General features: G+C 54.0%; 10 protein-coding genes. All 10 read left to right on the forward strand.

What is annotated here, in order from left to right; all coding sequences use genetic code 11:
• Positions 1-6 precede the first annotated feature (6 nt).
• The 10 genes from cdsA to dnaE all read left to right on the forward strand — a co-directional run bounded on the left by cdsA (position 7) and on the right by dnaE (position 12,938).
• The gene (gene cdsA, locus ACOTXC_RS19080) at positions 7-864 is read left to right on the forward strand and encodes a phosphatidate cytidylyltransferase (RefSeq protein ID WP_003856175.1); all 858 of its coding nucleotides are present in this window, start codon (positions 7-9) and stop codon (positions 862-864) included.
• An 11-nt stretch (positions 865-875) separates the two neighbouring features.
• Positions 876-2,228 carry a sigma E protease regulator RseP gene (gene rseP / locus ACOTXC_RS19085; RefSeq protein WP_022647108.1) on the forward strand — a complete coding sequence of 451 codons (1,353 nt, stop codon included), beginning with the start codon at positions 876-878 and terminating at the stop codon, positions 2,226-2,228.
• 31 nt (positions 2,229-2,259) lie between these two features.
• The gene (bamA, locus tag ACOTXC_RS19090; RefSeq protein WP_022647109.1) at positions 2,260-4,677 is read left to right on the forward strand and encodes an outer membrane protein assembly factor BamA; all 2,418 of its coding nucleotides are present in this window, start codon (positions 2,260-2,262) and stop codon (positions 4,675-4,677) included.
• 123 nt (positions 4,678-4,800) lie between these two features.
• Complete coding sequence (skp, locus tag ACOTXC_RS19095) at positions 4,801-5,295, forward strand: molecular chaperone Skp (protein ID WP_006810039.1); 495 nt, start codon at positions 4,801-4,803, stop codon at positions 5,293-5,295.
• A 3-nt stretch (positions 5,296-5,298) separates the two neighbouring features.
• Positions 5,299-6,324 (forward strand): UDP-3-O-(3-hydroxymyristoyl)glucosamine N-acyltransferase, encoded by a 1,026-nt coding sequence (gene lpxD / locus ACOTXC_RS19100; protein ID WP_421767906.1) that lies wholly within the window; start codon positions 5,299-5,301, stop codon positions 6,322-6,324.
• Between the two features lie 104 nt (positions 6,325-6,428).
• Complete coding sequence (gene fabZ, locus ACOTXC_RS19105) at positions 6,429-6,884, forward strand: 3-hydroxyacyl-ACP dehydratase FabZ (RefSeq protein WP_003856165.1); 456 nt, start codon at positions 6,429-6,431, stop codon at positions 6,882-6,884.
• A 3-nt stretch (positions 6,885-6,887) separates the two neighbouring features.
• Positions 6,888-7,676, forward strand: a complete 789-nt coding sequence (lpxA, locus tag ACOTXC_RS19110) for an acyl-ACP--UDP-N-acetylglucosamine O-acyltransferase (protein WP_003856164.1) — start codon at positions 6,888-6,890, stop codon at positions 7,674-7,676.
• Complete coding sequence (lpxB, locus tag ACOTXC_RS19115; protein WP_023305467.1) at positions 7,676-8,824, forward strand: lipid-A-disaccharide synthase; 1,149 nt, start codon at positions 7,676-7,678, stop codon at positions 8,822-8,824. The genes lpxA and lpxB overlap by 1 nt, the downstream gene beginning before the upstream one ends.
• Complete coding sequence (rnhB, locus tag ACOTXC_RS19120) at positions 8,821-9,417, forward strand: ribonuclease HII (protein ID WP_023305468.1); 597 nt, start codon at positions 8,821-8,823, stop codon at positions 9,415-9,417. Before lpxB ends, rnhB begins: the two co-directional genes overlap by 4 nt.
• A gap of 38 nt (positions 9,418-9,455) precedes the next feature.
• Positions 9,456-12,938 carry a DNA polymerase III subunit alpha gene (dnaE, locus tag ACOTXC_RS19125; RefSeq protein ID WP_126502802.1) on the forward strand — a complete coding sequence of 1,161 codons (3,483 nt, stop codon included), beginning with the start codon at positions 9,456-9,458 and terminating at the stop codon, positions 12,936-12,938.
• Positions 12,939-12,949: the final 11 nt, after the last annotated feature.

A 12,949-nucleotide genomic window follows, 5' to 3' on the forward strand; every position in this document is an offset into this window, starting at 1 on the left:
TAGCTTTTGCTGAAGTATCGCCTGATTTCCGCTTTTGTATTAATACCCGTCGTTATCGCAGCGCTGTTTTTACTGCCTCCGGTGGGATTCGCTATTGTTACGTTGGTGGTGTGTATGCTCGCCGCGTGGGAATGGGGGCAGCTTAGCGGCTTTACCTCGCGCACTCAGCGGGTATGGCTGGCGGTACTCTGTGGTTTTTTACTGGCCCTGATGCTGTATACCTTGCCTGAATATCATCACGATGTTCACCAGCCGCTGGTTGCCGGATCCTTATGGATATCGCTGGCCTGGTGGATTGCTGCGCTTGTTTTAGTGCTTTTCTACCCGGGCTCTGCGGCGATCTGGCGTAACTCTAAAGTGTTGCGCCTTATTTTTGGTCTGCTCACGATTGTTCCGTTCTTCTGGGGTATGGTTGCGCTGCGCGCCTGGCACTATGACGAAAACCACTACAGCGGCGCAATATGGCTGCTTTATGTGATGATTCTCGTCTGGGGGGCTGACTCCGGAGCCTATATGTTTGGTAAACTGTTTGGCAAACATAAACTGGCGCCAAAGGTTTCTCCGGGCAAAACCTGGCAAGGTTTCATCGGCGGCCTGTTTACGGCAGCGATTATCTCCTGGGGCTATGGCGTCTGGGCGAATCTTGAGGTTGCCCCCTCCACGCTGCTGGTATGTTCGATTTTCGCGGCGCTGGCATCGGTACTGGGTGATTTAACCGAGAGCATGTTTAAGCGTGAAGCAGGGATTAAGGACAGTGGTCACCTGATTCCAGGACATGGCGGAATACTGGATCGCATTGACAGCCTTACCGCGGCTGTTCCCGTATTTGCTTGCCTGCTTTTACTGGTGTTTGGGACGATATAACGGAAGGTTTTATGCTGAGCATTCTCTGGAATCTGGCGGCGTTCATTGTTGCATTGGGTGTACTGATTACCGTGCATGAATTTGGCCATTTCTGGGTTGCCCGGCGCTGTGGTGTGCGGGTAGAGCGATTCTCGATTGGCTTTGGCAAATCGCTCTGGAAGCGCACCGATAAGCATGGCACCGAGTTTGTCATTGCTCTGATACCCCTGGGCGGCTATGTCAAAATGCTCGACGAACGCGTTGAGCCTGTCGCCCCGGAACTTCGACATAGCGCGTTCAACAATAAAACTGTTGGCCAACGTGCTGCCATCATCGCTGCCGGACCGGTAGCCAATTTCATCTTCGCTATCTTCGCCTACTGGCTGGTGTTTATTATCGGCGTGCCTGGCGTACGCCCGGTTGTGGGTGAAATCACCACGGGTTCCATTGCGGCAACGGCGCAAATTACACCGGGAATGGAACTTAAAGCGATTGATGGTATCGAAACCCCTGATTGGGATGCCGTGAGGTTACAACTGGTTGCGAAAATCGGTGATGAGCAGACAACCGTCAGCGTATCGCCTTTTGGTTCCGACCAGCGGCAGGAAAAAGTGCTGGATTTACGCCACTGGCGCTTTGAGCCAGACAAAGAGGATCCAGTCGCTACATTGGGGATTCGCCCGCGCAGCGCGCAGATCGAGCCGGTGTTAGCCGAAGTACAGTCTAATTCGGCAGCGAGTAAAGCAGGTTTACAAGCGGGTGACAGGATCGTTAAAGTCGATGGTCAGCCATTAACACAATGGATGACCTTTGTTACTCTGGTGCGCGATAATCCAGGCAAGCCGCTCGCGCTGGAAGTGGAAAGGCAGGGGAGTTCGCTCTCACTGACCCTCACCCCGGATACCAAATCGGGCGGCGGTAAGGCGGAAGGGTTTGCCGGCGTTGTGCCGAAAGTGATCCCACTGCCAGATGAGTACAAGACAATACGCCAGTATGGGCCGTTTAGCGCCATCGTTGAGGCCACGGATAAAACATGGCAGCTGATGAAGCTTACGGTCAACATGTTGGGGAAATTGATAACCGGTGATGTGAAACTGAACAACCTCAGTGGGCCAATTTCGATTGCTCAGGGGGCTGGGATGTCAGCGGAGTTCGGGGTGATTTACTATCTCATGTTCCTTGCGCTGATTAGCGTGAACCTGGGGATAATCAACCTGTTCCCGCTTCCCGTATTAGATGGGGGCCATCTGCTGTTTTTAGCGATTGAAAAGCTAAAAGGCGGACCGGTATCCGAGCGAGTTCAAGACTTTAGTTATCGCATTGGCTCGATTTTGCTGGTGCTGTTAATGGGGCTTGCACTTTTCAATGATTTCTCTCGGTTGTAAGAGAGTTAGTTAGGAAGAACGCATAATAACGATGGCGATGAAAAAGTTGCTCATAGCGTCGCTGCTGTTTAGCAGCGCGACCGTATACGGTGCTGACGGGTTCGTAGTGAAAGATATTCATTTCGAAGGCCTTCAGCGTGTCGCCGTTGGTGCGGCCCTCCTCAGTATGCCTGTGCGCCCCGGCGATACGGTTAATGATGAAGATATCAGTAACACCATCCGTGCTCTGTTTGCCACTGGCAACTTTGAGGACGTCCGCGTCCTGCGCGATGGTGATACGCTGGTGGTTCAGGTAAAAGAACGTCCAACGATTGCCAGCATCACTTTCTCCGGCAACAAGTCGGTGAAAGATGACATGCTCAAGCAGAACCTTGAGGCATCGGGTGTTCGTGTGGGGGAATCTCTGGACCGCACAACCCTTGCAGACATTGAAAAAGGTCTGGAAGATTTCTATTACAGCGTCGGTAAATACAGCGCGAGCGTTAAAGCGGTTGTTACACCGCTGCCACGTAACCGTGTTGACCTGAAACTGGTCTTCCAGGAAGGTGTTTCTGCGAAGATCCAGCAGATCAACATCGTGGGTAACCACGCGTTCAGCACCGACGAATTGATCTCCAACTTCCAACTGCGTGACGAAGTGCCGTGGTGGAACGTGGTAGGCGATCGTAAATACCAGAAACAGAAACTGGCGGGTGACCTTGAAACCCTGCGCAGCTACTATCTGGATCGCGGTTACGCCCGTTTCAACATCGATTCAACTCAGGTGAGTCTGACTCCGGACAAGAAAGGTATCTACATTACCGTTAACATCACAGAAGGCGATAAATACACGCTTTCAGGTGTTGAAGTCAGCGGCAACCTGGCAGGACATTCTGCTGAAATTGAATCTCTGACCAAAATTCAGCCGGGCGATCTGTATAGCGGATCTAAAGTCACCAAAATGGAAGACAGCATTAAGAAGCTGCTCGGCCGTTATGGTTATGCGTATCCGCGTGTGCAAACGCAGCCGGAAATTAACGACGCGGATAAGACTGTTAAGCTTCACGTTAACGTTGATGCGGGCAACCGTTTCTACGTGCGTAAAATCCGCTTCGAAGGTAACGATACCTCTAAAGACTCCGTTCTGCGCCGTGAAATGCGCCAGATGGAAGGGGCATGGCTGGGAAGCGATCTGGTCGACCAGGGTAAAGAGCGTCTGAACCGTCTGGGCTACTTCGAAACGGTCGATACCGATACTCAGCGTGTACCAGGTCGTCCGGATCAGGTGGATGTTGTTTATAAAGTTAAAGAACGTAATACCGGTAGTTTCAACTTCGGTATTGGTTACGGTACTGAAAGTGGCGTGAGCTTCCAGGTCGGCGTTCAGCAGGATAACTGGCTGGGTACGGGTTACTCTGTCGGTATCAACGGGACGAAAAACGACTACCAGACCTACTCTGAGTTCTCCGTTACCAACCCATACTTCACCGTGGACGGTGTAAGCCTGGGTGGTCGTATCTTCTATAACGACTTTAAAGCGGACGACGCGGACCTCTCCTCGTATACCAACAAGAGTTACGGTCTGGATGGTACGCTCGGCTTCCCGGTTAACGAATACAACACCCTGCGTGCAGGTTTAGGGTACGTGCATAACGACCTGTCTAACATGCAACCGCAGGTGGCGATGTGGCGTTACCTGGACTCCATCGGTCAGTCTGCAAGTACGTCCAGCGATGACAACGGTTTCGCCGCGGATGACTTCACCTTCAACTACGGTTGGACCTACAACCGTCTTGACCGTGGCTACTTCCCGACGGAAGGTTCACGCGTTAACCTGAACGGTAAGGTGACGATCCCTGGCTCGGATAACGAGTTCTACAAGGTCACGCTGGATACGGCGTCCTACTTCCCAATTGATGACGACCACAAGTGGGTCGTACTGGGTCGTACCCGCTGGGGCTATGGTGACGGTATCGGAAGCAAAGAGCTGCCGTTCTATGAGAACTTCTACGCCGGTGGTTCAAGCACCGTTCGTGGCTTCCAGTCCAATAACATTGGTCCGAAAGCGGTTTACTACGGCGGTAATGACGAAGATAACTGCGCAAGCCGCGATTCAAAACAAGTCTGTAGCTCTGATGATGCGGTAGGCGGTAATGCCATGGCCGTGGCGAGCCTCGAGTTCATCACGCCGACGCCGTTTATCAGTGATAAGTACGCGAACTCTGTCCGTACCTCCTTCTTTATGGATGCAGGTACGGTGTGGGATACCAACTGGGAGAATACCGCCCAGATGCGTGCAGCGGGCGTTCCGGACTACAGCGATCCGGGCAACATTCGCATGTCCGCAGGTATCGCATTACAATGGATGTCACCGCTGGGGCCGTTGGTCTTCTCCTACGCCCAGCCGTTCAAGAAATACGATGGAGACAAAGCGGAGCAGTTCCAGTTTAACATTGGTAAAACCTGGTAATAATCCGCTGCAATGGAATGCGTTGGCAGTGTAGCGCTGACAACCGGCGATCGGTAAAACGGTCGCCTTGCCACGCAAAGAACGGCACCCCTCGGGTGCCAATGGGATGGTAAGGAGTTAATTGTGAAAAAGTGGTTATTAGCTGCAGGTCTCGGTTTAGCGATGGCAACTTCTGCTCAGGCAGCGGACAAAATTGCAATCGTCAACATGGGTAATTTGTTCCAGCAGGTTGCACAGAAAACGGGCGTTTCTGCAACGCTGGAAAACGAATTCAAAGGCCGTGCGAGCGAACTGCAACGTATGGAAGGTGATCTTCAGTCCAAGATGCAGCGTTTACAGCGTGATGGTTCTACCATGAAAGCGAGCGAGCGCAGCAAACTGGAAAAAGACGTCATGTCTCAGCGCCAGACCTTCTCTCAGAAAGCGCAGGCTTTCGAGCAGGATCGTCAGCGTCGTTCTAACGAAGAGCGTGGCAAGCTGGTGACGCGTATTCAGTCTGCCGTTAAAGCAGTAGCAGCCGATCAGAGCATCGATCTGGTTGTTGATGCGAACGCCGTTGCATTCAACAGCAGCGATGTTAAAGACATCACCGCTGATGTTCTGAAACAGGTTAAATAAGTAATGCCTTCAATTCGACTGGCTGATTTAGCTCAGCAGTTGGATGCAGAATTACACGGTGATGGCGATATCGTCATCACCGCTGTTGCGTCCATGCAATCTGCTAAAGCAGGCACTATTACCTTCATGGTAAGCCCTAAGTACCGTGAACACCTGGCTCAGTGCCAGGCGTCTGCCGTTGTTCTGACGCAGGACGATCTTCCGTTTGCCACTAACGCTGCACTGGTAGTGAAAAATCCCTACCTGACCTATGCACGCATGGCCCAAATTCTTGATACCACGCCGCAGCCGGCGCAGAACATTGCAGCCAGCGCTGCGATTGATCCAATGGCTCAGCTGGGTAACAACGTGGCAGTCGGCGCAAACGCCGTTATCGAATCCGGCGTTGTGCTGGGTGATAACGTGGTGATTGGGCCAGGCTGCTTTGTTGGAAAAAATACGAAAATTGGCGCAGGGACTCGTCTTTGGGCCAATGTTTCTGTCTACCATGAGGTTGAGATTGGCGAGAATTGCCTCGTACAGTCCAGCACGGTGATTGGTTCTGACGGATTCGGTTACGCCAACGATCGGGGTAACTGGGTTAAGATCCCGCAGCTGGGTCGCGTGATTATCGGCGATCGCGTTGAGATCGGCGCTTGCACAACCATTGACCGTGGTGCACTTGACGACACCATTATTGGTAACGGTGTTATCATAGACAACCAGTGCCAGATTGCACATAACGTTGTGATTGGCGACAATACCGCAGTTGCGGGTGGTGTTATCATGGCAGGCAGCCTGAAAATAGGCCGTTACTGCATGATAGGCGGTGCCAGCGTGATCAATGGCCATATGGAAATATGCGACAAAGTCACGGTGACGGGGATGGGTATGGTGATGCGTCCCATCACTGAGCCCGGCGTTTATTCCTCCGGTATCCCGCTGCAACCGAACAAGGTATGGCGTAAAACAGCTGCACTGGTGATGAATATTGATGATATGAGCAAGCGACTCAAAGCGATTGAGCGCAAAATCGATCAACAAGACTAAGCGTTCATCCGTTTAACGCTAAATTTCCCGGCCTGTCGGCTTTGTTTATAAACCGGCAGGCCGTGTTATTATTGCTACTTAGTACATTTGACAGGAAGAGTATTTTGACTACTGACACTCATACTCTGCATATTGAAGAGATTTTAGAACTTCTGCCGCACCGCTACCCGTTTTTACTGGTAGACCGTGTGCTGGATTTTGAAGAAGGTCGTTTTCTGCGCGCAGTGAAAAATGTCTCCGTTAACGAGCCATTCTTCCAGGGGCACTTCCCTGGTAAACCTATCTTCCCGGGTGTGTTGATCCTGGAAGCGATGGCACAGGCTACCGGTATTCTGGCGTTTAAAAGCGTAGGTAAACTGGAGCCGGGTGAACTCTATTACTTCGCGGGTATCGATGAAGCGCGCTTCAAGCGTCCGGTCGTGCCTGGTGATCAAATGATCATGGAAGTCACTTTTGAAAAAACGCGTCGCGGCCTGACTCGCTTCAAAGGCGTAGCTATGGTTGACGGCAAAGTTGTTTGCGAAGCGACAATGATGTGTGCGCGTAGCCGGGAGGCCTGATACGTGATTGATAAATCCGCCTTTATTCATCCTACCGCCATTGTGGAAACGGGTGCCATCATTGGCGCAAACGTCCACATTGGCCCGTTTTGTATTGTTGGACCCCATGTCGAAATTGGTGAGGGTACAGTACTGAAATCTCACGTTGTCGTGAATGGTCATACCACCATTGGCTGCAACAATGAGATCTATCAGTTCGCCTCCATCGGCGAAGTTAACCAGGATCTTAAGTATGCTGGCGAACCGACCCGCGTGGAAATCGGCGATCGTAACCGCATTCGCGAAAGCGTCACCATTCATCGTGGTACAACGCAAGGCGGTGGATTGACGAAGGTGGGCAGCGACAACCTGTTTATGGTTAATGCGCATATTGCGCACGACTGTACCGTGGGTAGCCGCTGTATTCTCGCCAACAACGCAACGCTGGCGGGGCACGTATCGGTCGATGATTTCGCAATTATTGGCGGCATGACCGCAGTCCATCAGTTCTGCATCATCGGTGCACACGTGATGGTCGGCGGGTGCTCCGGTGTGGCGCAGGACGTCCCACCGTTTGTGATTGCGCAGGGCAACCATGCCACGCCGTTTGGCGTGAACATTGAAGGCCTTAAGCGTCGTGGCTTTAGCCGCGAAGCGATTACCGCGATCCGCAACGCGTACAAATTGCTGTACCGTAGCGGTAAAACGCTGGAAGAGGCGAAGCCGGAAATTGCCGAGCTGGCGAATAAGCACCCTGAAGTGAAAACGTTCATGGAATTCTTTGAACGTTCAACCCGTGGTCTGATTCGTTAATGGTCGACAGTCGTCCGCTTACTATCGCCCTGGTCGCCGGAGAAACCTCCGGCGATATTCTTGGTGCAGGTCTTATACGCGCGCTTAAAGCCCGTGTACCCAATGCCCGCTTTGTGGGCGTGGCTGGGCCGCTGATGCAGGCCGAAGGCTGTGAAGCCTGGTATGAAATGGAAGAGCTGGCTGTGATGGGCATCGTCGAGGTGCTGGGCCGCCTGCGTCGCCTGCTGCATATTCGCGCCGATCTTACCCGCCGCTTTACCGACCTCAAGCCCGATGTCTTTGTCGGCATTGATGCACCTGATTTCAATATTACCCTTGAAGGGAACCTGAAAAAGCAGGGGATCAAAACTATCCATTACGTCAGCCCGTCCGTGTGGGCGTGGCGACAGAAACGCGTTTTCAAAATCGGACGGTCCACCAATCTGGTGCTGGCTTTTCTGCCTTTCGAAAAAGCGTTTTACGACAGGTTTAATGTCCCGTGCCGTTTTATCGGTCATACCATGGCGGATGCCATGCCGCTGGACCCTGATAAAAATGCGGCGCGTGACGAACTGGGCATCCCGCATGATGTGCACTGTCTGGCGCTGCTGCCAGGGAGCCGGGGTGCGGAAGTTGAAATGCTAAGTGCCGATTTCCTGAAAACGGCGCAAATTCTCCGCAAGACGTACCCAGACCTTGAAGTGGTCGTGCCGCTGGTGAATGCCAAACGCCGCGAGCAGTTTGAGCGTATCAAAGCCGAGGTTGCCCCGGATCTTCACGTCCGCCTGCTGGACGGGAAAGGGCGGCAAGCCATGTTTGCGAGCGATGCCGCACTGCTGGCTTCCGGCACGGCTGCGCTGGAGTGTATGCTGGCAAAATGCCCAATGGTGGTCGGTTATCGCATGAAACCATTTACCTTCTGGCTGGCAAAACGTCTGGTAAAAACAGACTACGTATCCCTGCCAAACCTGCTTGCAGGTCGCGAGCTGGTGAAAGAACTCTTGCAGGATGAATGCCAGCCGCAGGCACTGGCTGATGCATTACTGCCGCTGCTGGCCAACGGTAAAACCAGCCACCAGATGCATGATACTTTCCGTGAACTGCATCAACTGATCCGCTGTAATGCTGATGAGCAGGCGGCCGATGCGGTGCTGGAGTTAGCACAATGATGGAATTTATTTATCCCCATACCCACCTCGTTGCCGGTGTGGATGAAGTCGGTCGTGGTCCGTTAGTGGGTGCCGTTGTGACCGCGGCGGTGATCCTCGATCCAGCCCGCCCGATCCCTGGCCTGAACGACTCGAAAAAACTGAGCGAAAAGCGCCGCCTGGCGCTGTTCGATGAAATTAAAGAGAAGGCGCTGGCCTGGAGTCTCGGGCGCGCAGAGCCGGATGAGATCGACGATCTGAACATTCTGCACGCCACCATGCTGGCGATGCAGCGTGCCGTTGCGGGCCTGAAGATTGTGCCTGAGTATGTGCTGATCGACGGTAACCGTTGCCCGACGCTGCCGATGCCTTCAATGGCTGTTGTTAAAGGCGATAGCCGCGTCGCAGAAATCAGTGCGGCGTCAATCATTGCCAAAGTGACGCGCGATGCCGAAATGGCCGCGCTGGACCTCACTTATCCCGCGTATGGTTTCGCCCAGCACAAGGGATATCCAACGGCTTTCCATCTGGAAAAGCTGGCTGAACATGGCGCAACTGAACATCATCGGCGCAGCTTTGGCCCGGTGAAACGCGCGCTGGGACTGGTGTCCTGAATCAAGATGCAAGCAATTAAGTAACGCGGGATCTGAAGATGGCTGAACCACGTTTCGTACACCTGCGGGTGCATAGCGACTACTCCATGATCGATGGGCTGGCAAAGACCGGGCCGCTGGTAAAGAAGGCGGCCTCGCTTGGCATGCCTGCGCTGGCGATCACCGATTTTACCAACCTGTGTGGCCTGGTGAAGTTCTACGGAACGGCGCATGGCGCAGGATTAAAGCCCATCGTCGGCGCGGATTTCCACGTGCAGAGCGACCTGCTCGGCGATGAGATGACGCAAATTTCCGTGTTAGCCATGAATAACACGGGCTATCAGAACCTCACTCTGCTGATCTCAAAAGCCTACCAGCGCGGCTACGGCGCGCTGGGTCCATGGATTGACCGCGACTGGCTGGCGGAGCTGAACGAAGGTCTGCTGCTGATCTCCGGTGGCCGTATGGGTGATGTCGGCAAATGTCTGCTGCGCGGGAACAACGTGCTGGTGGATCAGTGCGTCTCGTTCTACGAAGAGCATTTCCCGGATCGCTATTACCTGGAGCTAATCCGTACCGGGCGTGCAGACGAAGAGAGCTATCTGCATGCGGCCGTCGCTCTGGCGGAAGCGCGTGGCCTGCCTGTAGTGGCCACCAACGATGTGCGCTTTCTTGAGCCGGGCGATTTTGACGCGCATGAAATTCGCGTCGCTATCCACGACGGCTTCACCCTCGACGATCCGAAACGTCCTCGCAACTACTCATCGCAGCAGTACATGCGCAGCGAAGAGGAAATGTGTGAGCTCTTCTCCGACATCCCGGAAGCGCTGGAAAACAGCGTAGAGATTGCCAAGCGCTGCAACGTCACCGTGCGTCTCGGCGAATATTTCCTGCCGCAGTTCCCGACGGGCGACATGACCACGGAAGATTTCCTGGTCATGAAATCGAAAGAGGGCCTTGAAGAGCGTCTGGAATTCCTCTTCCCGGATGAAGCGGTCCGTAAAGAGAAGCGTCCTGAATATGACGAGCGTCTGGATATTGAACTCCAGGTGATCAACCAGATGGGGTTCCCTGGCTACTTCCTGATCGTAATGGAGTTCATCCAGTGGTCGAAGGATAACGGCGTACCGGTTGGCCCGGGCCGTGGTTCAGGTGCCGGCTCGCTGGTGGCGTATGCGCTGAAAATCACCGATCTCGATCCGCTGGAATTCGACCTGCTGTTCGAACGTTTCCTTAACCCGGAACGTGTCTCCATGCCCGACTTCGACGTCGACTTCTGCATGGAAAAACGCGACCAGGTGATTGAGCACGTGGCCGATATGTACGGTCGTGATGCGGTTTCACAGATCATTACCTTCGGTACGATGGCGGCGAAAGCGGTTATCCGCGACGTGGGCCGCGTTCTGGGCCACCCCTACGGTTTTGTCGATCGAATCTCTAAGCTGGTGCCGCCCGATCCGGGCATGACTCTGGCGAAAGCCTTTGAAGCTGAACCTCAGCTGCCGGAAATCTACGAAGCCGACGAAGAGGTGAAAGCGCTGATCGACATGGCGCGCAAGCTGGAGGGCGTCACGCGTAACGCCGGTAAGCATGCGGGGGGCGTGGTTATCGCCCCGACCAAAATCACTGACTTCGCGCCGCTGTACTGCGATGAAGCGGGCCAGCATCCGGTCACCCAGTTCGACAAGAACGACGTTGAATACGCCGGGCTTGTGAAGTTCGACTTCCTTGGTTTGCGTACGCTGACCATCATCAACTGGGCGCTGGAGATGATCAACGCCCGCCGTGAGAAGAACGGCGAGCCGCCGCTGGATATCGCGGCTATCCCGCTTGATGACAAGAAAAGTTTCGACATGCTGCAACGCTCCGAGACGACAGCCGTCTTCCAGCTTGAATCCCGCGGCATGAAAGATTTGATTAAGCGTCTGCAACCAGACTGCTTCGAAGATATGATCGCGCTGGTGGCTCTGTTCCGTCCGGGCCCGTTGCAGTCGGGGATGGTAGATAACTTTATCGACCGTAAGCACGGGCGCGAAGAGATTTCCTATCCGGATGTGCAGTGGCAGCATGAAAGCCTGAAACCGGTACTGGAGCCAACCTACGGCATCATCCTGTATCAGGAACAGGTCATGCAGATCGCCCAGGTGCTTTCTGGTTACACCCTTGGCGGCGCAGATATGTTGCGTCGTGCGATGGGTAAGAAAAAGCCGGAAGAGATGGCCAAGCAGCGTTCTATCTTTGAAGATGGGGCGAAGAAAAACGGCGTCGATGGCGAACTGGCGATGAAAATCTTCGACCTGGTGGAGAAATTCGCCGGGTACGGATTTAACAAATCCCACTCCGCCGCTTATGCTTTGGTGTCGTATCAAACGCTGTGGCTCAAGGCCCACTATCCCGCTGAGTTTATGGCGGCGGTAATGACCGCCGATATGGACAACACCGAAAAGGTGGTTGGCCTGGTGGACGAGTGCTGGCGCATGGGGCTGAAGATCCTGCCGCCGGATATTAACTCTGGCCTGTACCATTTCCACGTCAACGATGACGGGGAAATCGTCTATGGGATCGGCGCGATCAAGGGCGTGGGTGAGGGGCCGATCGAGGCGATCATCGAAGCGCGTAACAACGGCGGCTATTTCCGCGAGCTGTTCGACCTGTGCGCCCGCACCGATACCAAAAAACTGAACCGGCGCGTGCTGGAAAAACTGATCATGTCCGGTGCGTTTGACCGGCTGGGGCCACACCGCGCCGCGCTGATGAACTCGCTCGGCGATGCGCTGAAAGCGGCCGATCAGCATGCTAAAGCGGAAGCCATTGGCCAGGCGGATATGTTCGGCGTGCTGGCGGAAGAGCCAGAGCAGATCGAGCAGTCCTATTCCAACTGCCAGCCCTGGCCAGAACAGGTGGTGCTGGATGGGGAGCGTGAGACGTTAGGCCTGTACCTGACGGGACACCCGATCAACCAGTATCTGAAAGAAATTGAGCGCTATGTCGGCGGCCACAGGCTTAAAGACATGCATCCGACAGAACGTGGTAAAATCACCACGGCTGCGGGGCTCGTGATTGCTGCAAGGGTAATGGTCACCAAGCGCGGCAATCGTATCGGCATCTGTACCCTGGATGACCGTTCCGGGCGTCTGGAGGTGATGTTGTTCACCGACGCGCTGGATAAATACCAGCAATTGCTGGAAAAAGACCGCATACTTATCGTCAGCGGACAGGTCAGCTTTGATGACTTCAGCGGGGGGCTTAAAATGACCGCCCGCGAAGTGATGGACATTGACGAAGCCCGGGAAAAATATGCTCGCGGGCTTGCTATCTCGCTGACGGACAGGCAAATTGATGACCAGCTTTTAAACCGACTCCGTCAGTCTCTGGAACCCCACCGCTCGGGGACCATTCCAGTACATCTCTACTATCAGAGGGCGGATGCACGTGCGCGGTTGCGCTTTGGTGCAACGTGGCGTGTCTCTCCGAGCGATCGTTTACTGAACGATCTCCGTGGCCTCATTGGTTCGGAGCAGGTGGAACTGGAGTTTGACTAATACAGGAATAC

This window comes from Enterobacter cloacae complex sp. IR5428, assembly GCF_049238585.1.
Classification (GTDB): domain Bacteria; phylum Pseudomonadota; class Gammaproteobacteria; order Enterobacterales; family Enterobacteriaceae; genus Enterobacter; species Enterobacter intestinihominis.